This window comes from Actinoplanes sp. NPDC048796, from assembly GCF_040650035.1.
In the GTDB taxonomy this organism is placed as follows: Bacteria; Actinomycetota; Actinomycetes; order Mycobacteriales; family Micromonosporaceae; genus Actinoplanes.
On sequence record NZ_JBEZGO010000005.1, the window covers coordinates 94,681 to 115,380 of the forward strand.

The window sequence follows — 20,700 nt, forward strand, 5'->3', positions numbered from 1 at the left end:
CTGACCCATGGCTCAGCGCAGCCTCGAGTTCGACGTCGAGGTCGGCCCGCAGGCACCCGGCGAGGCGCGTCACCGTGTCGTGACGTGCCTGCGCCAGTGGGGTTTCACCGACGGCGGCTGGCTCGACGCGGTCGCCGTCGTGGTGAGCGAGGTGGTCACGAACGCGGTGCAGCACGGTGGCGGCACCCTGGTCGCGATCGCCCTCGACGCGTACGCCACTCGGGTGACCCTGTCGGTGGCCGACTCCTCGGCCGTCGTTCCCCGGCGCCGCGAGCCGGACGACCGCGGCGGGCGCGGCCTGCTGCTGCTCGACGCGCTGACCGAGCGGTGGTACGTGGCCGACGAGGGTGACGGCAAACGGGTCCACGTCGAGTTCCGGCCGGCCGTGGCCGCACCCTGGCAGGAGAACCCCAAGTGAAGATCATCGGACGGCAGGACGGTGACGCCGTCCGGGTCGCGCTCACCGGGGAACTCGACCTGGCCAGCAGCGACGAGGTGCGCTCGTACATCGAACAGGCGCTGGCCACCATCCACCCGGCCCGCGTCCTGGTCGATATGGACGGCGTCGCGTTCTGCGACTCCACCGGCATCGAGGCGCTGATCCGGGCCCGCGCGACGGCCGTCGCGCAGGGCGCGCGCCTCGAACTGGTGAACGTCCACGGCATCGCCCGGACCACACTGGAGATCACAGGCGTACTCCCCCTGTTCTCATGACGAGGTTGCGCCTGCTGCTGGTCGTGGCCGTCGCGTACACGATCGGCGCCCAGATGGCCTTCGTCGTCTTCGACGCCGACTCGATCGTCGTCCTCTTCCTGCCCGCCGGCGTCACGCTGTCGGCCCTGCTGCTCACCCCCCACCGCGAATGGCCGTGGATCCTCGGCACGGTCGCCGTCCTCGAGCTGCTGATCGACGCCGGGCACGGCCTCGATCCGGGGTACGCCCTGGGCTTCGCCGCCGCCAACACCCTCGAACCCCTGGTCGGCGCGCTGCTGCTGCGCCGCGCCGTGCCCGGCCGGATCGACCTCGCCCAGCGCCCGCACTTGCTGGCCTTCCTGGCCTTCGGCGTGGCCGCCGGCCCGGCCGTGGGCGCCCTGGTCGGCGGCACCACCATCGCCCTGGCCCAGGACCGCGGCTGGCTCTCCTCGTTCCTGCCCTTCTGGGCCGGCGACGCCACCGGTGCCCTGACCGTCGCCGGCACGGTTCTGGCCTGGCGCCGCTCGTGGCTGACCCGTTGCGTACCGGCCGTCCTGGTCACCGTGGCCGTCACCGCCGTCGGTTTCTGGCCCCAGCACCTGCCGCTGTTCTACCTGCCGATCCCGCTGCTGTTCTGGCTCGGCTTCACCCAGCCGCTGGCCGTGACGATGATTTCGGGCCTGGCCATGACCGTCACCGCGAACACCCTGACCGGCGCCGGCCGGGGCCCGTGGGCGGCCCTCGACGGCCCGATCGAGATCAAGACGGCCACCCTGCAACTGTTCCTGGCGGTGGCCATCCTCGGCGCCTGCTTCCTCACGGTCGGCGTCACCGAACGCGACCGCGCGGTCAGCGCCGCCCACCAGCTGCAACAGGCCCTGCTGCCGGCGGTCGCCCCGGCGCCGCCCGGCATCACGGTGAGCGCCGGCTACCGCCCGGCCGACCTGACCCACCACGTCGGCGGCGACTGGTACGACGTCTTCGACGTCCCCGGCGACCGCATCGGCTTCGCCGTCGGCGACGTGGTCGGCCACAACCTGGCCGCCGCCGCGGCCATGGCCCGGCTCCAGTCGTCCCTGCGCCTGCTGGCCCAGACCGCCCCCGGCCCGGCCGAGGTCCTGACCGGCCTCGACAAGGCCAGCATGGTCATCGAGGGCGCCCACATGTGCACGGTCGCGTACGCCGACTACCACCCGGCCACGCGCCGCCTCCGTTACGCCTGCGCCGGCCACCCGCCCCCGTTGCTGATGACGCCGGGCGGCGGCGAGTTCCTGTGGGAGGGCCGCTCGATGCCCTTGGCGGTCGAGCCGCGGGCCCGCCCGCAGGCCGAGCGGATCGTTCCCCCGGGCGCGCACCTGCTCCTCTACACCGACGGCCTGGTGGAACGCCGCGGCGAATCCCTGCGCACCAGCCTGGACCGCCTCGCCGCCACGGTCGCCCGCGCGTCCACCAGCGACCTCACCGAGACCCTGCTCGGCCGCATCCCGCACGACGGCCCCGCCATAGACGACGCCGTCGTCCTGCACGTCACCTTCGGCACCGCACCCCAGAAAGGGTGATGTAGGTCATAGGTCGCCGCTCGGCGGATGGTCAAGACTGATGCGTCATCGCGTCAGGCCTGCTCAGCCCGGGGAGAGCTCGTGCGGCAAGAGCGTTACGGACGTGGCGGGCGGCCGGGGACGACCGGCACCGCACTCGTCGACCGGAAGGTGGAACGCGCCGCCATCGACGACATGGTCCAGGCGGTCGGCCTCGGCCAGAGCCGCGTGCTCGTCCTGCGCGGAGGCGCCGGGATAGGCAAAACCGCTCTCCTGGACTACGCGCGGACGACCGCCACCGGACTTCGCGTGCTGAGTACGACCGGCGTCGAGTCCGACATGGAGCTGGCGTTCGCGGCCCTTCATCAGCTGCTGCTGCCGCTGCTGGACGGCCTGGCCGAGCTGCCGGGGCCGCGCCGCGCCGCGCTCGAGGTCGTCTTCCGGATGCGAGAGGGCCCCGCGCCCGACCCGCTCCTGGTGGGTGTGGCCGTCCTCAACCTCCTGTCGGACGCGTCCGAGCGCGGCCCTCTGCTCTGCGTGGTCGACGACGGGCAATGGCTCGACCAGGCGTCGGCGCAGGTACTCGGCTTCGTCGCCCGGCGCCTGCTGGCCGAGTCGATCCTGCTGCTGTTCTCCGCCCGCACGCCCGGCCCTGACTTGCGGGACCTGCCCGAGCTGGAAGTCACCGGCCTGCCCGAGGCGGACGCGCACCTCCTGCTCGGCTCGGTCACACACGCCCCGCTCGACCGGAGCATCCGCGAGCGGATCGTGGCCGAGACACAGGGCAACCCGCTCGCCCTCATCGAACTGCCGCGCGGGCTGTCCGCGACCCGGATGGCCGGTGGGCTCGGGCTGCTGGACGCCGGGGCGCTGCCCGGCCAGATCGAGGAGAGCTTCCTCGCCCGCGCCGCCGAGCTGCCCGCGCCGATCCGTCTGCTGCTGTTGCTGGCGGCCGCGGAACCCGCCGGCGATCCCGCCCTGGTCGGCCGGGCCGCCGCCCGGCTCGGCGTTCCCCTCGCGGCCGACCGGGCCGACGGGCTGCTCACCATCGGCGACCGGGTCACCTTCCGCCATCCCCTGGTGCGCTCGGCGGTGTACCGCGCCGCCGACGCCGAGCAGCGGCGGGCCGTGCACCTCGCCCTGGCCGAGGCCACCGACCCGTCGGCCGCGCCGGATCGGCGCGCCTGGCATCTCGCCGCCGCCGCTTCCGGTCCGGACGAGGAGGTCGCGGCCGAGCTCGAGCGTTCCGCCGGCCGGGCCCAGGCGCGCGGCGGGGTGGCCGCGGCGGCCGCGTTCCTGCAGCGCGCGGTGGCCCTGAGCGCCGACGCCCCACGCCGTACGGGCCGGATGCTCGCCGCCGCCGAGGCCGCGCTGCGGGCCGGCGAGTTCGCCGACGTGCGCCGGTTGGTCGCCGCCGTCCGGGCCCGGCCACTCGACGCGGTGGACGAGGGCCGCGCCGGTGTGCTGCGGGCCCAGCTCACCTATGCCTCCGGCGGTGGGCCCGCCGCGGCCGTACCGTTGCTGCTGAGCGCCGCCGAGCGGTTCGCCGGTCCGCAGCCGCGACTGGCGCGCCAGACGTTTCTGCACGCGTGGGCCATGGCGAACGTCGCCGCCGACCCGGACCTGCTGCTGGCGGTCTCGCGCAACGCCCTCGAGGTGCTGCCTCCCGGCGGGGACGACCCGCTCGACCTCATCGTGGACGCCGTGGCCCGCATGGTGACCGACGGCCGCGCCGCCGCCGCGCCGATGCTGCACCGGGCGGCGGGGGCCATCCTCGACATGCCGCTGGCCGACGTGGTCGGCTGGGGCCGGGCCTCGACCGCCGCCTTCGTCGGCGTCTGGGACATGGAGGGACTGGGCACGATGGCGGCCCGCCAGGTTCGGCTCGTGCGGGAGGCGGGCGCGCTGCAGAGCCTGCCGGAAAACCTGATCGCTCTCGGCCACGCCCTGCTCTGGGCCGGCGATTTCGAGGAAGCCGAGGCCACGTACGACGAGGGCCGCACCATCTCGGAGGCGACCCGCCGGGCCGCACCCCCGCCGTACATCATCATGCGGTTGCGGGCCCTTCAGGGACGCGAGGCCGAGACGGCCGGCCTCGTCGCCGACACGCTGCGCGCCTCGGCCGCCGCCGGTGTCGGCGCGGGCATGACCGCCGCCCGATGGTCGGCCGCGATCCTCTACAACGGCCTGGCCCGGTACCCCGAGGCGATGCGCTACGCCGTCGAGGCCGGGGAGAAGCACGATCCCTGGCACTCCATCTGGATCCTGCCCGAGCTGATCGAGGCGGCCGGCCGGGCCGGCGAGCTCGGCGTGGCCCGGGCCGCTCTGGAGCGGCTGGTCGAGACCACGGCGCCGTTCGACGGCGATTTCCCGCGAGGCCTTCAGGCCCGCAATCAGCCCTGCTCGCCGAGGGCGACGAGGCTGACCGCCTCTACCGCGAGGCGATCGACCGGCTGGGGCGGACGAAGCTGCGGACCGAACTGGCGCGCGCTCACCTGCTGTACGGCGAGTGGCTACGCCGCCACCACAAGCGGGTCGAGGCCCGGGCGGAGCTGCGCGTCGCGTACGACATGCTCGTGGCCGTCGGCATGGAGGCCTTCGCCGAGCGCGCCCGGCGCGAGCTGCTCGCCACCGGCGAGACGGTACGCCGGCGTGCGGATCGACCGGCCGCCGGCGAGGACCTGACCGCCCAGGAGCGCCAGATCGCCCTGCTCGTCCGCGACGGCTACTCCAACTCGGAGGTCGGCGAGCGGCTTTTCCTGAGTCCCCGTACCGTCGAATGGCACCTCCGGAAGGTCTTCGGCAAGCTGGGCATCGAGTCCCGGCGCCAGCTGCGTGACGTTCTGCCCGGCGCCGCGAACGAGGTGTCCGTGTGATCGACCGGGCCGCTGAGCGCGCCGTGCTCGAAGAGATGATCGCCGCCGTTCGGGCGGGTGAGAGCCGCGTGCTTGTGGTGCGGGGCGCCGCGGGCATCGGCAAAACCGTCATCCTCGAGTACGCCGAGAGGGCCGCCACCGGGTTCCGGGTCCTCCGCGCGATCGGGGTCGAGTCGGAGATGGAGCTGCCTTTCGCCGCCCTGCACCAGTTGCTTCTGCCCCTGCTCGACCGGCTCCCGCGACTTCCGGCGCCGCGGCGCGAGGCGCTCGAGACCGTCTTTCGCATGCGTGCGGGCGCGCCGCCCGATCCGTTCCTGGTCGGTTTGGCCACCCTCGACCTGCTCTCCGGTGTCTCGGAGGAACAGCCGCTGATCTGCGCCGTCGACGACGCCCAATGGCTGGACCGGGCCTCGGCCCAGGTTCTCGGCTTCGTCGCGCGCCGGCTGCTCGCCGAGTCCATCGCCATCCTGTTCGCGGCCCGGCAGCCCGGTCCCGAGCTGCGCGGGCTGCCCGAGCGGGAGGTGACCGGGCTCAGCGACGCCGACGCGCACGACCTGCTCGACTCGGTCACGCACGCGCCGCTCGACCGCGGCGTCCGCGAGCGGATAGTGGCCGAGACCCACGGCAACCCGCTCGCCCTGGTCGAGCTCCCCCGCGGACTCGGCACCACCCGGCTGGCCGGGGGTTTCGACCTGCTCGACGCCGAGACGCTGCCCGGCCAGATCGAGGAGAGCTTCCTGGAACGGGTCCGGGCGCTCTCCGGCCCGGCCCGCACGCTGCTGCTGGTCGCGGCGGCCGAGCCGGCGGGCGACCCGGATCTGGTGCGCGACGCCGCCGCCCGGCTCGGCGCCGGCCTCGACATCGACGCCACGGACGGGCTGCTGGCCGTCGACCACCGCGTCACCTTCCGGCATCCGCTGGTGCGTTCCGCGGTCTACCGGGCGGCGTCCCCCGCCGAGCGCCGCGCCGTTCATCTGGCCCTGGCCGAGGTGACCGACCCGGCGGCCGATCCCGACCGCCGTGCCTGGCATCTCGCGTCCGCCGCGCCCGGGCCCGACGAGGCCGTCGCGGCCGAACTGGAGCAGTCCGCCGGCCGGGCCCAGGCGCGCGGCGGGATCGCCGCGGCGGCCGCCTTTCTCCGGCGCGCGGTGGCGCTGACCGCCGATCCGGCCCGCCGCGCCGACCGGATTCTGGCCGCGGCCGAGGCGAGTTTCCAGGCCGGCGATCTCGAGGGCGTCGGCCGGATGTTGAGCGCGCTGCGCGGCCGGCCGCTCGACGGCCTTCAGTCGGGCCGGGCCGGCGTGTTGCACGGCCAGGTGGCCTTCGCCTCCGGTCGCGGCGCGGATGCCACCGCCCGCACCGTCCAAGCCGCCCGGCAGTTGGAGGCGGTCGATCCTCGGCTGGCCCGCGAGATCTACCTGACCGCGTACGGCATCGCCGTCAGCGTCGCCGATCCGGAGGCCCTGCTCGCGGTGTCGCGGGCCGTCCGGCGCCTCACCCCACCGGCCGACCCCGGCCCGCTCGACCTGCTGCTGGAGGGCTACACGCTGCTCGTGACCGACGGCCGGGCGGCCGCGGCCGACGTGCTGCGCCGGGCCGCCGCCGCGCTCACCGAGCTTCCCCCGGCGGACGTGCTGCGCTGGGGCTGGGTGGCGACCGGGGTCAACGCCGCCGTCTGGGACGACGTGGCCATGCGGGAGACGTCCGAGCGCTGGACCCGGATCGTGCGCGACGCCTACGCGCTGCGGGAGCTGCCGTACCTGCTGACCGTGGTCGGCTACGCCAGCTCGTGGACGGGTGACTTCGAGGCGACGGCCGCCTTCATCGCGGAGGCCGACGCCGTCGCCGCCGCCAGCGGCATTCCCCTGCCCCCGTACGCGCAGCTGCGGCTGCTGTCCCTGCGCGGGCGGGAGCCGGAGACCACGGCGCTGGTCGCGGCCACCGTCGAGAGCTCGGCCGCCGCCGGCCTGGGCATGGGTGTCACGGCCGGGCAGTGGGCGGCCGCTGTGCTCTACAACGGGCTGGCCCGTTACCCGGAGGCGGTGCGGGCCGCGCGGTCCACCACGTACCTGGCCGAGCCCGGTCTGTCGACGTGGCTTCTGCCGGAGCTCGTCGAGGCGGCGTCGCGGTCCGGGGAGGCGGAGATCGCCCGGGAGGCGCTCGACCGGCTGGTCGAGGCGACCGCACCGTTCGCCACCGACTTCGCCGGCGGCGTCGAGGCCCGCAGCCGGGCGCTGATGGCCGACGGGCCGGAGGCCGAGGCGCTTTACCGGGAGGCGGTCGAGCGGCTGGAACGCACCCCGCTGCGTACCGAGCTGGCCCGGGCCCATCTCGTGTTCGGCGAATGGCTGCGGCGGCGCCGGCAGCGGCTCGAGGCCCGCGAGCACCTGCACACCGCGTACGAGATGTTCGTGGCCATCGGCATGGAGGCCTTCGCCGAGCGCGCCCGCCGGGAGTTGCTGGCCACCGGCGAGGCGGTCCGCCGCCGGGCCGCCCCGGCGGCGGCCGGCGAGGAACTGACCGCCCAGGAGCGTCAGATCGCCCTGCTGGCCCGCGACGGCTACTCCAACCCGGAGGTCGGCGAACGGCTGTTCCTGAGCCCCCGTACCGTCGAATGGCATCTGCGCAAGATCTTCGGGAAGCTGGGCATCGACTCCCGCCGTCAACTGCGCGACGTCCTGCCGGCCGGCGACGTCACGGAATGAGCTGCTGGCCGCCGTCCACGTCGTAGGTGGCGCCGGTCAGGGCGTCGTTGCTCATCAGCTGGAGGATCAGCGCGGCCACGTCGCCGGGGCCGACGACCCGGCCGATCGGCAGACTCGCCCGTAGTTCGGCCCGGCGCGCCTCGAGCTGGTCGCCGAGCAGGCGGGCCGACAGCGGCGTGTCGACGAAGCCGGCGGCGACCGCGTTGACCCGCAGCGGGGCCAGTTCCAGGGCCGCGTTGGCCGTGATGGCCGACAGCGCCGCGGTCCCGATGGCGGCCAGGATCAGTCCCTTGCCGGGGCGGCGGGCGCCGGTACCGGTGATGAGGGTGAGGGAACCACCCGACCGGGCCCGGGCCGCGGTCTCGCGGGCGACCCGCAGGGCGCCGACGAGATGATCGTCGATCTGCTCACGGGCCACCGCGAAGTCCATCTCGGCGATCGGCGCGTAGGCCGGGCCGGGGCCGCTGAGCAGCACGTGGTCGAGGGGCGTGGGCAGCGTGTCGAAGAAGCCGTCCAGGTCGGCCAGGTCGAGCCGGACGGCGGTCACCCCGAGTTCGCCGCCGACCTCCTTGAGGCGGCCCTCGTCGCGGCCGGTGACGATGACGTTCGCGCCGGCCGCGCGGGCCTGGCGGGCCGTCTCCAGCCCGATGCCGGAGGTGCCGCCGATGACGACGACGGTGCTCTGGTCGAGAGTTCTCATGAGTCCTCCTAGACGGCGCAGGCTTGCAGGCGCGGATTGGGGGCGAGCGGTTGCTGGGTGGCCCGGCGGCTGGGCACGAAGACGGCGGTGAGGACGGCCGCGATGGCGGTCACCCCGGCCAGCACGAGCATCGCGAACTGGTAGTTGTCGGCCAGCGGCCGCGTGAGGTCGGTGGCGCCGCGGGCGCCGAGCAGCAGCGGCACGAGCGCCACCAGCACGACTCCGCCGACCCGGGACGCGGCGTCGTTGACGGCCGAGGCCTCGCCCAGGTCGCTGTCGTCCACGGCGGCCAGCACCCCGGCCGTGAGCGGCGCGACGGCCAGGCCGAGCCCGAGGCCGAACAGCAGCGCGCCGGGCAGGATCGCCTGGGTGTACGGCTGTCCGGGGCTCGCGGCCGAGAGCCAGGCGAAGCCGGCCGCGACGATCAGGATGCCGCCGGCCATCGGCCAGCGGGTGCCGACCCGGGCCACCAGGCCACCGACGAACGGCGACACCAGCAGGAAGACGGCCGACTCGGGGATGAGGGCGGCGCCGGCCTCGGTCGCGCTGTAGCCGAGCTGGAGCTGGCATTGCAGGATCACCAGGTAGCTCACCGCACCCAGAGCGCCGTAGAACAGCACGGTCGCCGCGTTGATGGCGTCGAACGGCCGTGACCGGAACAGTTCGGGCCGCAGCATGGGCCGCGGCAACCGCCGTTCGACCGGCACCAGCGCGGCCAGGCAGGCCACCCCGAGGACCGCCGAGGCCAGGACGGGCCCGCTCGCCCAGCCGCGCTCGGCGCCCGCGGTGAGGGCGTAGATGACCCCGCCCAGGCCGGCCACCGCCAGCAGCGCGCCGGCCACGTCCACGCTCAGCGGCCGCCGTCCGGTGTCCACATCGGGCACGAGGCGCAGCAGCACGAGCGCGGCCAGGATGAGTGGCACGTTGAGCAGGAAGACGTAGCGCCAGGACGCGTGGTCGACGAGCCACCCACCGCCGTACGGGCCCAGGGTGGTGCCGAGCGTGGAGACGCCGGCCCAGATCCCGATGCCCCGGGCCCGGTCCGGGCCGCGCAGCGTGCCGTTGAGCAGGGCCAGGCTGCTCGGCACGACCAGCGCCCCGCCCGCGCCCTGCACGACCCGGGCCGCGATCAGCGTCCCCACGTTCGGGGCGGCGGCGCAGGCGAGCGAGGCGGCCAGCATGACGAGCAGCCCGGCCGCGAGCACCCGCCGGCGGCCGAAGTGGTCGGCCAGCGCCCCGGACAGCAGCAGCAGCGACGCCACCGTCACCAGATAGCCGGTCAGCACCCATTGGAGCTCGCTCACGCTCGCGCCCAGGTCCTCGCCGATGGCCGGAATCGCCACATTGATCATGTACGCGTCGATGAAGCCGACCGCCGAGGCGAGCACGGTCGCGGCGATCAGCGCCCGGCCGGCCGGGCCGCGCAGCGCGATCACCGCGCCGCCGCCAGGGTGGCCGGATCGCTGGGGTGCGGGGTCAGCGGCACCGTCTCGGTGGTCAGCCAGTCCGCGAGCGGCAGCGACCCGAGCAGGTGCCGCATCTGGTCCTCGCCGCTGGCCTGCCACAGGCCCACCCCCCGGCCGCCGGGCGCGGTCCACAGCCGTACGAGCCGTCCCTCGCCGGCCAGCCGCCGGGTCTGCGCGGCCTCCTGCTCGAATCGCTCCTCGGCCGCCTCCCGGCGCGTACCCTCGGGAACCTGGATCGTGAAGTTGACCAGGAACTCCCGGGCACCCGGCTGGAGCGGCACCCGCCCCGCCCCCGGGTCGTTGGGGAACGCCGTCAGCGGCGTCACCTCGTCGGTACGCCACACCCGCAACGGCATCCTGGCCAGCGCGGCCTCCAGCTCGTCCGGGTCATCGGCCGCGAACAGCCCGATCGAGCGCCACTCCCCCGGGCCCAGCGGCGGCCGCCACAGCCGCCGGATCTGCCCCTGAGCCGCGAGCCGGGCGGTGTTCGCCGCTTCCCGGGCCCGCATGTCGGCCACCTCGTCCTCGGTGGTGCCGGCCGGCACCCTGGTGGTCATCGTGACCAGGAATTCCATGTCGCTCCCCTCGTCGTGCTGTGTTCCACCCTCCGTCAGGCAACCGGTCCGTGGGACCCGTGGCACTCCCTGGCCCCGCGTGCCCAGGGAGTCTCACCGGTGTGTCCCGGCGCCGCGGGGCGGCAGGCTCGGTCCACCAACGCAGGAGGAGTGGGCCATGGACATGAAGCTGGAAGTCGTCGTGATCGGGGTGTCGGACGTCGACCGGGCCAAGGCGTTCTACACGGGCCTCGGGTGGCGCCTCGACGCCGATCTGGCCACGAGCGAGAGCTTCCGGGTGGTGCAGGTGACTCCCCCGGGCTCGCCGGCCTCGGTCATCTTCGGCACCTCGGTGACGGACCAGCAGCCCGGCACCGCGCAGGGGCTGCACCTGATCGTGAACGACATCGCCGCCGCGCACGACGAGCTCAAACGGGCCGGGGCCGAGCCGAGTGAGGTCTTCCACGACACCGGCGGCGTCTTCCACCACGGCGGCACCGCCGAGCGGGTGGCCGGGCCGGCCGAGGGCAACGCCAGTTACGGCTCGTTCCTGTCGTTCAGCGACCCCGACGGCAACGGCTGGCTGCTCCAGGAGATCACCACTCGGCTGCCGGGCCGGCTCGACCCGTCGGTCACCGCGTTCTCCTCCGCGAGCGATCTGGCCGCCGCGCTGCGCCGGGCCGCGGCCGCGCACGGCGAGCACGAGGCCCGTACCGGCGCCGAGGATCCGGACTGGCCGTCCTGGTACGCCGACTACATCGTCAAGGAGCAGTCCGGTCAGGAGCTCCCCCGGTGAGCGACACGTACCGCGCGGTGGTCGCCACCGGTCACCGCCGCTTCGAACTGGTCGAGCGCGAGCGCCACGACCCGCCGCCGGGCCAGGTGCTCATCGACGTGGAGGCGTGCGGGGTCTGCCACACCGACGCGCTGGCGGTCGAGGGCGACCGGTCGGCGCCGATCGTGCCCGGCCACGAGATCATCGGCCGGATCGGCGCGGTCGGCGAGGGGGTCGACCCGTCGTGGAAGGTGGGCGACCGGGTCGGCGCCGGCTTCCTCGGCGGCCCGGACACCACCTGCGAGGCCTGCCGGTGGGGCGACTTCCTCAACTGCGCCGACCAGCCGCTGACCGGCACGACGGTCGACGGCGGCTACGCCGAGGTGACGTACGCCCGGGCCACCGGCCTGGTCCGGATCCCCTTGGGAACCGAGACCGTGAACGACGCGCCACTGCTCTGTGCCGGCCTGACCATGTACAGCGCGCTGCTGGCGGGGAGGGCCCGGCCGGGTTCGCTGGTCGCGGTGCAGGGCATCGGCGGCCTGGGTCATCTGGGCATCCAGTACGCCCGGGCGCTGGGTCACCGGGTCGCCGCGATCGGCCGGGGCCCGGCCAAGCGGGAGCTCGCGGCCGAGCTCGGCGCCGACGAGTACATCGACAGCCGGGCCGAGGATCCCGGCGAGGCGCTGCGACGGCTCGGCGGCGCGGCGGTCATCGTCGCGACCGCCGCGGCCGGGGCGGCGATGTCGGGCCTGATACCGGGGCTCGGGCGGGGCGGCGAGCTGGTCGTCGTCGGGGCCGACCCGGAGCCGCTTCAGGTACGCCCGGAGCAGCTGATCTTCGGCAGTCACCGGATCCGCGGCAGCCTGACCGGCACGGCGATCGAGAACGAGGAGAACCTGCGGTTCACGCTGCGCCACGCGATCCGTTCCTACAACGAGGTGTTCCCGCTCGGCGAGGCCGCCAAGGCGTACGAACGGATGATCTCCGGCGACGTGCGTTTCCGCGCCGTCCTCGACGTGAGGGGTTGAACGGCCATGGTGGACACCCTCCTGAGCGGGACGGTGGCGCTGGTCACGGGGGCGAGCGGCGGCATCGGGGCCGCCACCGCGCGCCGGCTGGCCCGGGAGGGCGCGGCGGTGGCGGCCGTGGCCCGCCGCCCCGACCGTCTCACCGGCGTGGTCGAGGACGTCACGGCGCTGGGCGGGCACGCGGTGGCGGTCCAGGCCGACCTCACGGACCCGGACCAGGCGGAACGGGCCGTCCAGGACGCGCTCGACCGGTTCGGGCGCATCGACATGCTGGTCAACAACGCCGGCGTCATGCTGCTGGGCACCGCGCTGCACACCACGCTCGAGGAGTGGAACCGGATGGTCGCGCTCAACGTGTCGGCGGTGCTGCACGTCACCCACGCGGCGGTGCCGCACCTGATCGACGCGGCGGCCACCTCGCCGCGCGAGGTGGCCGACATCGTCAATGTGAGTTCCACGGCCGGGCGGGTCGCCCAGCCGGGCGCCAGCGTCTACACCCTCACCCGGTTCGGCCTCACCGGCTTCACCGAGTCGTTGCGGCAGGAACTGCTCGAGGAGCGGGTACGGGTCGGCCTGGTCGCCCCCGGCGCCCCGGCCGGGCCGCTGCTGGCCGAGGAGGTCGCGGACGCGGTCCTCTACATGGTCAGCCGCGACGGCCGGGTCGCGGTCAGCGAGATGCTGGTCCGGACGGCCGGGAGAAACTAGGCGAACTCGGTCGCGACCTCGCGCGGGTTGGCGCCGGCGACCTCGAGCACGTCGTCGCCGGCCCCGCCGAGGATCGAGCGGGTCGCCCACAGCGCGAAACCGGACGCCTGGGCCACGCTCACCTTGGGCGGGATGGCCAGCTCGTGCCGCACGACGCGGGCGTCGACGACGGCCGGGCCGTCGTGCGCGAACGCCTTCTCCAGCGCGCCGTCGAGCTCGCCGGCGGTCTCCACCCGTACCCCGAAGAGACCGACCGACCGCGCCACCTCGGCGAAGTTCGGGTTGTCGAGGCCGGTGCCGTAGTTGACGATGCCGTCGGCTTTCATCTCGAGCTCGACGAAGGCCAGCGCCTCGTTGTTCAGCACCACGACCTTCACCGGCAGCCGCTGCTGGCGCAGGGTGAGCAGCTCGCCGAGGAGCATGGCGAGGCCGCCGTCGCCGGAGAAGGTGACGACCTGCCGTCCCGGCTGCGCGGCCTGCACGCCGATCGCCTGCGGCAGCGCGTTGGCCATCGTGCCGTGGTTGAACGAGCCGATCAGCCGGCGCCGGCCGTTCATCCTCAGGTAGCGCGCCGACCAGAGGGTGGGCGTGCCGACGTCGGCCAGGAAGACGGCGTCCTCGGACGCGATCCGGTCGACCGCCGCGACGAGGGCCTGCGGGTGCAGCGTGCGCCCGGCGCGGCCGGAGTGGGCGAGGGCGTCGAACCGGCGCCGGGTCCGCCGGTAGTGCTCGACCATCCGGTCCAGGTGCTCACCGTCGCGGCCGTCCGTCAGGCGCGGCAGCAGCGCGGCCACGGTGTCCTTGACCGTGCCGACCAGCGGCACGTCGACCGGCACCCGGCGGCCGACGCGCTCGCCCCGCACGTCGACCTGCACCACCTTGGCGTGCGCCGGGTAGAAGGGCCGGTAGGGGAAATCGGTGCCCAGCATGAGCAGCACGTCGCAGTGCTCCATCGCCCGGTACCCCGACGGGAAGCCCAGCAGGCCGGTCATGCCGACGTCGTACGGGTTGTCGTACTCCACGAACTCCTTGCCCCGCAAGGCGTGCACGATCGGCGCCTGGAGCCGCCCGGCGACGGCGGTCAGCTCGCCGTGCGCGCCCTCACAACCGGCCCCGGCCAGGATGGTGACCCGCTCGGCGCCGTTGAGCAGTTCGGCCGCGGCGGCCAGGTCGGCCTCGGCCGGCCGGTGCACCGACCGCGCGGGCCGGACGGGGGTCACCTCGGCCGGGACCGTCGCCCCGAACACCTCGCCCGGCACCACGATCACGGCGACGCCCCGCCGCTCGACCGCCGCCCGCATGGCGATGCGCAGGACACCGGGCAGCTGCTCGGGAACGCTGACCATCTCGCTGTAGACGCTGCACTCGCGGAACAGCTCCTGCGGGTGGGTCTCCTGGAAGAACCCGGTGCCGATCTCCGCCCGCGGGATGTGGGCGGCGATCGCGAGGACCGGCACGCCGCTGCGCTGGGCGTCGAACAGCCCGTTGATCAGGTGCAGGTTGCCGGGCCCGCAGCTGGCCGCGCAGACCGCGAGCTCCCCGGTGACGGCGGCCTCCCCGGCCGCCGCGAAGGCCGCGGCCTCCTCGTGGCGGACGTGCTGCCACGTGATGCCGCCGTCGCGGCGCAGGGCATCGGTCAGGCCGTTGAGCGAGTCGCCCGGCAGTCCGTAGATCCGGCTGACGCCGGACGCCTTGAGCGTGGCGACGATGTGGTCGGCGAGGGTCATCGCGTCTCCCGTGAGTGTGCGGAATACCGAACTCCACCGTCGTCCGCCCGGCACTGGTTCGGCGCCCGGGTAAACCCCCGGGATACGCGACACCAGGGTCTTCCACCGGTACCGGTGGCCCGGGACGTCGGCCAGGGTGAAGGGGAGCACATCGATCTGGGGAGGCATCGGGTATGAGCGATTACGACGTGATCGTGGTCGGCGGCGGGTCGCCGGGTGAGCACTGCGCCGGGGCACTGGCCGAGGGCGGCCTGCGGGTGGCGCTGGTCGAGCGGGAGCTGGTCGGTGGCGAGTGCTCGTACTACGCCTGCATCCCGTCGAAGACCCTGCTGCGGCCGGGTGAGGCCGTGCAGGCGGCCCGGGACGCCGAGTCGACCGCCGAGGTCGACGTGAAACGGGCCCTGGCCTGGCGCGACTTCATGGTCTCGGACTATTCGGACGCGGGCCAGGAGCGGTGGCTGGCGGGGGCGGGGATCGCGCTCATCCGGGGCAGCGCGCGGCTGGCCGGGCCGGGGGCGGTCGAGGTGGCCGGGGTCCGCTACACGGCCGAGCACGTGGTGCTGGCCAACGGGGCGTCGCCGATCATCCCGCCGATTCCGGGTCTGCGCGAGCTCGACGTCTGGACCAACCGCGAGGTGACCGGGATGAAACAGGTGCCACGACGGCTGGTGATTCTCGGCGCCGGGCCGGTGGGGGTGGAGATGGCCCAGGCCGTACGGCGTCTCGGCGGCTCCGTCGTGCTCACCGCCCACGGTGACCGGGTTCTCCCGCACGAGCCCGCGCAGTTGGGTCACGCCCTCACCGCCGCCCTGCGTTCCGACGGCGTGTCGCTCGCCCTGGGCCCTCGTGCGATCGGCGCCCGCCGGGACGATTCCGACTATGTCCTGACGTTGGATGACGGTCAGGAGTTGCGGGGTGACCGGCTTCTGGTGGCCACCGGGCGGGCGCCTCGCGTCGAGGGGATCGGCTTGGAAACCGTCGGGATCGTGCCGAACAAAAAGGGCATCCCGGTGGACGAGTATCTGCGGGCCGCGCCCAACCTCTGGGTCGTCGGCGACGCCACCGGCCAGTTCATGCTGACGCATGTCGGGAAATATCAGGGCGAGGTCGTGGCCGACAACATCTACGGCCGCCCGCGCAAGGTCGACTACACCGCCGTACCCCGGGTGGTCTTCACCGACCCGCAAGCCGCCGCGGTCGGTGCGACGTCGGGCGCCGTCAGCTCCACTGTGGCCCTCAAGGACGTCGCCAAGACCGCGGCCTACACGCGCCGGTACGCCGAGTCGCACGGCTTCCTGACACTGTTCTCCGACGGATCCGTGCTCACCGGCGCGTGCGCGCTCGGCCCGGAGGCCGGCGAGTGGCTTCAGCAGGCCACCCTGGCCATCCGGGCCAAGGTGCCGCTCGACATCCTGCGCGACACGATCCAGCCGTTCCCCACCTTCTCGGAGATCTATGTCCAGGCCCTGCACGGCCTCCGCAAATGACCGTCTGCTGTTCACCGGCCGGTCACCCCGAATTGGACGCCGCGTGCGGTCACGACCGGCACGCTGTGCCGATGTTCGGCTTCGTTCTCGGCGCACTGGCAATCTCGTGGGGCGTGCTGGCGGCGTTCCTCGACCAACCGGGCGCCGCCGACCACCGGCGAGCCCGGCAGCTGTCGGCCGCGCTGCTGACCGCCTGCACGGCCGCGACGGCGGTCGGCGGTGTCGCGGCGCTGGCCGGCGCCTGGTAGGCGGTAGCGTTCGCCCATGGCGATGACGGTGGAGCAGGCGTGGGAGCTGAGCCGGGCCGAGAGCGGCCTGGCCGTGGTGTCCACGCTGCGCGCGGACCAGACGATCCAGAGCTCACTGGTGAACACCGGGATCATCCAGCGGGATGCTCCGGTGCTGGCTTTCGTGACGTACGGGAAGGTGAAGCTGGCCAACCTCAGGGCGCGGCCGCAGCTGACCGTGACGTTCCGCAGCGGCTGGCAGTGGGCCGCGGTCGAGGGCCGGGCCGAGGTGGTCGGCCCCGAGGCGGGCGCCGAGGCGCTGCGCCTCCTGCTGCGCGAGATCTTCTCGGCGGCCGGCGGCACCCACGACGACTGGGACGAGTACGACCGGGTCATGCGCGACCAGGGCCGCGTGGCGGTCCTGATCACCCCCGCCCGCGTCTACGCCAACTGAGCCGCACACCCGGGAAGCCCGTCGCCTCCCCCATGGTCGCGGATCGATGCCTTATCCTCCGCCCATGCGTAAGGCGATCATCTTCCACGGCACCGGCGGCAACCCCGGAGTCGCCTGGTATCCCTGGCTGGCCGATCGGCTGACCGCCCGCGGCTACGCCGTCGAGGTGCCGCACTACCCCACCCTCAACGTCGAACCCATCGACACGTTCCTGCCGAAGGTCCTCGAGGCGCACACCTTCGACCCGCAGACCGTGCTGGTGGGCCACTCCGGCGGCGCCGCCCTGCTGCTGGCGATCCTGGAGCGCCGGCCCGCGGCCCAGGCTGTGCTGGTGGCCGGTTACTGCACCCCGCCCAACGACGGCGAGGAGCCGGTCCTGCGTCCCGGCTACGACTGGGACGCCATCCGGGCCAACGTCCGGGACCCGTACTTCATCAATTCCCGCTCGGATCCCTACGGTTGCGACGCCACCCAGGGCCGGTCCCTGTTCGACCGCCTCGGCGGCACCCAGATCGTCCGCGACGACGGCCATTTCGGCGACTACAACCAGGTCTACGATGAGTTTCCCCTGCTCGACCGCCTGATCCCGTAAGCGCGCCCTCTCCCTGGCCGCCCTCGGCCTCTCCCGCTGACCCCCTCACCCGGCACAACCCTCAGGCCCAAGGTCAAAGCCGGCTGTCGTAGCGGGGTGGGGCGTACAGACCGTCGCTCCCGCCGAGGGCCGCGACGAGCCGAGCTGGGCGCTGGCGCGCCCAGAGCGCTCGGCCCGCCACGGCGACGTGCGTGATCGGTTGCGCTCGGAAACCCGGAGGGCAGCCGGCCGGGAACTATCAAGCCCGTTCTGACGTTCAGGTGAGCGACATGACAGTGCCCCGGCGGCGCCGAAGGGTAATGCTGGGGGACAAACTACGAATGAGGTGTGCGCCATGGCCACGGAGAAGGCGATTCTCGCCGGCGGCTGTTTCTGGGGGATGCAGGATCTGATCCGCAAGCGCCCCGGAGTGATCTCGACGCGGGTCGGGTACACCGGCGGCACGGTCGCGAACGCGACGTACTACAACCACGACGGGCACGCCGAGGCGATCGAGATCGTCTTCGACCCGTCCGTCACGTCGTACCGGGATCTGCTGGAGTTCTTCTTCCAGATCCACGACCCGACGACGCTGAACCGGCAGGGCAACGACGTCGGCACCAGCTACCGCTCGGCGATCTTCTACGAGACCGACGAGCAGAAGCGGGTCGCCGAGGACACCATCGCCGACGTCGAGGCGTCCGGGCTGTGGCCGGGCAAGGTGGTCACCGAGGTGACCGCGGCCGGCCCGTTCTGGGAGGCCGAGCCGGAGCACCAGGACTACCTGGAGCGCATCCCGAACGGCTACACCTGCCACTTCCCGCGCCCCGACTGGAAGCTGCCCCGCCGCGTCAGCTGAGCGCACGGCAGCCGCCCGGGCGGTGGCTCACCGTCCGGGCGCAGACGCCGCTCGCACCTCGTCGTTGGTGCGCCCGCTCACCACGGAGCGCGGGTGGTCCTCGGCGTTCCAGCCCTCGACCGCGTACTCGTCACGCTTGTGCAGCAGCAGCCATTCCCACTTGCCGTTGGCCCCCTGGCGCGTGCGCACGAGGACGAGGCGGCCGCGCAGCTTCTCGCCGTACACGTCGAAGTGAAGCTCGCCGTCCCTGACCGCGCGCCCCGGATCGCCCTGCGGCTCGAAGGTTCCGGCGTCCCACACGATGACGTCGCCGGCGCCGTACTGCCCGGCCGGGAGGACACCCTCGAAGTCGTAATAGGACAGTTCGTGGTCCTCGACCTGGAAGGCCGCCCGCCGCACCGTGGGGTCGAGCGTCGGCCCCTTGGGCACGGCCCAGCTCGCCAGCACCCCGTCGATCTCGAGCCGGAAGTCGTAGTGCAGCCGCCGCGCGCGGTGCCGTTGCACAACGAAGCGCATGCCTCTCACCTGCCCCCTAGCGGTTGAAATCAATGTTAGCTCACTGACGTATCATCGATTTATGCAGAAGCTGGAAGACAACGCCGTACGGGCGGCGCTGGTCGAGGCGGCCGAACGGCAACTGGCGGCCTCGGCCGACGGCGACATCGCCACCCGAGCCGTCTGCGAGGAGGTCGGCGTCACCCAGCCGGTGCTGTACCGGCTGTTCGGCGACAAACGCGGCCTGCTCGACGCCGTCGCCGACGCCGGTTTCGAACGGTACGCGCGGCGCAAGGCCGGCCTGGAGGTCAGCGACGACCCGGTGGCGGACATGTACGTGGGCTGGGACGACCACATGGCCTTCGCCGCCGAGAACCCGGCCCTCTACCAGCTGATGTTCGCGCCCCGGGCGGGCGCCGCGTCGAGCGCCCACCGCCGGATCCTGGACCTGCTGGAGGCCACACTGGTGCGGGCCGCGGCGGCGGGCGCCCTCCGGACGACCCCGCGGCTGGCGGCCCAGCTGATCCTGCCGGCCAACATCGGCGTCGCGCTGAGCCGCATCGCCCAGCCGTCCCTGTTCGACGACCCGGACCTGTCCCATCGCGCCCGCGACGCGGTCTTCGCCGCCGTCCTGACCGCCATCCCGGCCCGGGACGACGGCGCCGATCCGGTACGGGCGGGGGCGCGCCAGTTGCGCTCGCGTCTTTCCCTTTCCGGTACGCCGAAACTGGAGCTCGCGGAGGCGGCCTTGCTCGACCGCTGGCTCGAACGCCTCGACGAGCCCTAGGCGGCCTGGCGCCGCGCCTTGCGGACGGCTTTCTCCAGCTCGGCCCGGCTCATCGTGGTCCGCTTCGGGACGTCGAGGTCGCGCGCGAGCTTGAGCAGATCGCTCTTCGAGACCTCCTTGAGGTCGGCCGCCTTCGCCTTCGCGCCCTTCCCGCTCGCGGCGGTCTTGCGCTTCGGGGCGGCCGACTTCCCCGGTTCGGCCGCCGCCCGGCTCTTCTTGGCGGCCTCGACGCTGCGGCGCAGGGCCTCGAACAGGTCGGTGGCCGCGGTGGGCTCGGGGGCCTCGGCGGCCGGGGTGATCTCCTTGCCGGACTTCTTCTCCTCGATGAGCTCGTTGACGCGGTCGGTGTAGGTGTCGCGGAAATCGGCCGGGCGCCACTTGCCGGCCATCGAGTCGATCAGCTGCTGGGCCATGTGCAGTTCGGCCGGCTTGGCGGCGTTGCGCCGGGGCAACGAGTCGATCTGGTCCTTGGGGTCGCGGACCTCGTCGGCGAAGTACATCGTCTGCAGCATCAGCAGGTCGCCGTCGGCACGGATCGCGGCCAGATACTCCTTGCCCCGCATCACCAGCGTGCCGATCGCGGCGCGGCCGGAATCGGCCATCGCGTCGCGCAGCAGGCCGTACACCTTCTCGGCCTCCTCGCGGCCGGGACCGAGAAAGTACGTCTTGTCGTAGTAGATCGGGTCGATGTCGTCGAGCTCGACGAAACGGTCGATGTCGAGGCTGCGCGACCGGCCCGGCGCCACCGAGTCGAGCTCCTCCTGGTCGAGCATGACGTAGTCGCCGCCGCCGACGTCGGCCCCTTTGACGATGTTGTCGTAGTCGACTTCCTTGCCCGTGCGCTCGTTCACCCGCTTGTAGCGGATGCGGTCGCCGGTGCCCTTCTCGAACTGGTGAAAGCCGACCTCGTGCTCGTGGGTGGCGGAGTACATCGCCACCGGCACCGACACCAGGCCGAAGGTGATCGCTCCTGTCCAGATCGGTCGCGCCATACCGCTGCCATACCCGCCGGCGGCGAATCGAATCCCGCCGGTTAACTACCACCATGTA

General features: G+C 73.4%; 21 protein-coding genes. 15 read left to right on the forward strand and 6 right to left on the reverse strand.

Annotated elements, in window-relative coordinates; all coding sequences use genetic code 11:
* Nucleotides 1-7: 7 nt before the first annotated feature.
* From AB0C26_RS22020 to AB0C26_RS22045, 6 genes are all read left to right on the forward strand, one after another.
* Nucleotides 8-418 carry an ATP-binding protein gene (locus tag AB0C26_RS22020; RefSeq protein WP_360250287.1) on the forward strand — a complete coding sequence of 137 codons (411 nt, stop codon included), beginning with the start codon at nt 8-10 and terminating at the stop codon, nt 416-418.
* Nucleotides 415-714 carry an STAS domain-containing protein gene (locus AB0C26_RS22025; RefSeq protein ID WP_360250290.1) on the forward strand — a complete coding sequence of 100 codons (300 nt, stop codon included), beginning with the start codon at nt 415-417 and terminating at the stop codon, nt 712-714. The genes AB0C26_RS22020 and AB0C26_RS22025 overlap by 4 nt, the downstream gene beginning before the upstream one ends.
* Nucleotides 711-2,252, forward strand: a complete 1,542-nt coding sequence (locus AB0C26_RS22030) for a SpoIIE family protein phosphatase (RefSeq protein ID WP_360250293.1) — start codon at nt 711-713, stop codon at nt 2,250-2,252. The genes AB0C26_RS22025 and AB0C26_RS22030 overlap by 4 nt, the downstream gene beginning before the upstream one ends.
* 81 nt (nt 2,253-2,333) lie before the next feature.
* Nucleotides 2,334-4,916, forward strand: coding sequence for an ATP-binding protein (locus tag AB0C26_RS22035; RefSeq protein WP_360250296.1), 2,583 nt, complete (start codon nt 2,334-2,336; stop codon nt 4,914-4,916).
* Nucleotides 4,820-5,107 carry a helix-turn-helix transcriptional regulator gene (locus tag AB0C26_RS22040; protein ID WP_360250299.1) on the forward strand — a complete coding sequence of 96 codons (288 nt, stop codon included), beginning with the start codon at nt 4,820-4,822 and terminating at the stop codon, nt 5,105-5,107. The genes AB0C26_RS22035 and AB0C26_RS22040 overlap by 97 nt, the downstream gene beginning before the upstream one ends.
* Nucleotides 5,104-7,812 carry an AAA family ATPase gene (locus tag AB0C26_RS22045; RefSeq protein WP_360250301.1) on the forward strand — a complete coding sequence of 903 codons (2,709 nt, stop codon included), beginning with the start codon at nt 5,104-5,106 and terminating at the stop codon, nt 7,810-7,812. Before AB0C26_RS22040 ends, AB0C26_RS22045 begins: the two co-directional genes overlap by 4 nt.
* On the opposite strand, the gene AB0C26_RS22050 is transcribed toward AB0C26_RS22045, so the two are convergent.
* The 3 genes from AB0C26_RS22050 to AB0C26_RS22060 are packed head-to-tail and all read right to left on the reverse strand — an operon-like array spanning nt 7,802 to nt 10,553.
* On the reverse strand, nt 7,802-8,512 hold the full coding sequence (locus AB0C26_RS22050) for an SDR family oxidoreductase (RefSeq protein WP_360250304.1): 711 nt from the start codon (nt 8,510-8,512) through the stop codon (nt 7,802-7,804). The genes AB0C26_RS22045 and AB0C26_RS22050 overlap by 11 nt on opposite strands.
* 8 nt (nt 8,513-8,520) lie before the next feature.
* Nucleotides 8,521-9,948, reverse strand: a complete 1,428-nt coding sequence (locus AB0C26_RS22055) for a DHA2 family efflux MFS transporter permease subunit (protein WP_360250307.1) — start codon at nt 9,946-9,948, stop codon at nt 8,521-8,523.
* Nucleotides 9,945-10,553, reverse strand: a complete 609-nt coding sequence (locus AB0C26_RS22060) for a muconolactone Delta-isomerase family protein (RefSeq protein ID WP_360250310.1) — start codon at nt 10,551-10,553, stop codon at nt 9,945-9,947. Before AB0C26_RS22060 ends, AB0C26_RS22055 begins: the two co-directional genes overlap by 4 nt.
* 157 nt (nt 10,554-10,710) lie before the next feature.
* Between AB0C26_RS22060 and AB0C26_RS22065 the strand changes: the two genes are divergently transcribed.
* Genes AB0C26_RS22065 through AB0C26_RS22075 form a run of 3 tightly spaced genes read left to right on the forward strand, consistent with a single transcriptional unit; the run spans nt 10,711 to nt 13,043 of the window.
* A complete protein-coding gene (locus tag AB0C26_RS22065) occupies nt 10,711-11,328 on the forward strand; it encodes a VOC family protein (protein ID WP_360250313.1) in 618 nt (205 codons plus the stop codon).
* Entirely contained in the window at nt 11,325-12,338 is a 1,014-nt protein-coding gene (locus tag AB0C26_RS22070) for a zinc-binding dehydrogenase (RefSeq protein WP_360250316.1), read from the forward strand. The genes AB0C26_RS22065 and AB0C26_RS22070 overlap by 4 nt, the downstream gene beginning before the upstream one ends.
* 6 nt (nt 12,339-12,344) lie before the next feature.
* The gene (locus tag AB0C26_RS22075) at nt 12,345-13,043 is read left to right on the forward strand and encodes an SDR family NAD(P)-dependent oxidoreductase (RefSeq protein ID WP_360250319.1); all 699 of its coding nucleotides are present in this window, start codon (nt 12,345-12,347) and stop codon (nt 13,041-13,043) included.
* Here AB0C26_RS22075 and poxB read toward each other — a convergent pair.
* The gene (gene poxB / locus AB0C26_RS22080; protein WP_360250322.1) at nt 13,040-14,770 is read right to left on the reverse strand and encodes a ubiquinone-dependent pyruvate dehydrogenase; all 1,731 of its coding nucleotides are present in this window, start codon (nt 14,768-14,770) and stop codon (nt 13,040-13,042) included. The genes AB0C26_RS22075 and poxB overlap by 4 nt on opposite strands.
* A 173-nt stretch (nt 14,771-14,943) precedes the next feature.
* Between poxB and AB0C26_RS22085 the strand changes: the two genes are divergently transcribed.
* The 5 genes from AB0C26_RS22085 (at nt 14,944) to msrA (ending at nt 18,368) form a co-directional block, all read left to right on the forward strand.
* Complete coding sequence (locus AB0C26_RS22085) at nt 14,944-16,257, forward strand: NAD(P)/FAD-dependent oxidoreductase (protein ID WP_360250325.1); 1,314 nt, start codon at nt 14,944-14,946, stop codon at nt 16,255-16,257.
* A 71-nt stretch (nt 16,258-16,328) separates the two neighbouring features.
* Complete coding sequence (locus tag AB0C26_RS22090) at nt 16,329-16,505, forward strand: hypothetical protein (RefSeq protein ID WP_360250328.1); 177 nt, start codon at nt 16,329-16,331, stop codon at nt 16,503-16,505.
* A 16-nt stretch (nt 16,506-16,521) separates the two neighbouring features.
* A complete protein-coding gene (locus AB0C26_RS22095) occupies nt 16,522-16,938 on the forward strand; it encodes a TIGR03618 family F420-dependent PPOX class oxidoreductase (RefSeq protein ID WP_360250331.1) in 417 nt (138 codons plus the stop codon).
* Nucleotides 16,939-17,002: 64 nt separating this feature from the next.
* Nucleotides 17,003-17,530: an alpha/beta fold hydrolase gene (locus AB0C26_RS22100; protein ID WP_360250334.1), complete on the forward strand. Its 528-nt coding sequence runs from the start codon at nt 17,003-17,005 to the stop codon at nt 17,528-17,530.
* A gap of 334 nt (nt 17,531-17,864) precedes the next feature.
* Nucleotides 17,865-18,368 carry a peptide-methionine (S)-S-oxide reductase MsrA gene (gene msrA, locus AB0C26_RS22105; protein ID WP_360250337.1) on the forward strand — a complete coding sequence of 168 codons (504 nt, stop codon included), beginning with the start codon at nt 17,865-17,867 and terminating at the stop codon, nt 18,366-18,368.
* Between the two features lie 27 nt (nt 18,369-18,395).
* Here the strand turns inward: msrA and AB0C26_RS22110 are convergent, their stop codons facing one another.
* On the reverse strand, nt 18,396-18,893 hold the full coding sequence (locus tag AB0C26_RS22110) for a DNA polymerase ligase N-terminal domain-containing protein (RefSeq protein WP_360250340.1): 498 nt from the start codon (nt 18,891-18,893) through the stop codon (nt 18,396-18,398).
* Nucleotides 18,894-18,945: 52 nt separating this feature from the next.
* Between AB0C26_RS22110 and AB0C26_RS22115 the strand changes: the two genes are divergently transcribed.
* Nucleotides 18,946-19,650 carry a TetR/AcrR family transcriptional regulator gene (locus AB0C26_RS22115; protein ID WP_360250343.1) on the forward strand — a complete coding sequence of 235 codons (705 nt, stop codon included), beginning with the start codon at nt 18,946-18,948 and terminating at the stop codon, nt 19,648-19,650.
* Here the strand turns inward: AB0C26_RS22115 and AB0C26_RS22120 are convergent.
* Nucleotides 19,647-20,642, reverse strand: a complete 996-nt coding sequence (locus AB0C26_RS22120; protein WP_360250346.1) for a Ku protein — start codon at nt 20,640-20,642, stop codon at nt 19,647-19,649. The genes AB0C26_RS22115 and AB0C26_RS22120 overlap by 4 nt on opposite strands.
* Nucleotides 20,643-20,700: the final 58 nt, after the last annotated feature.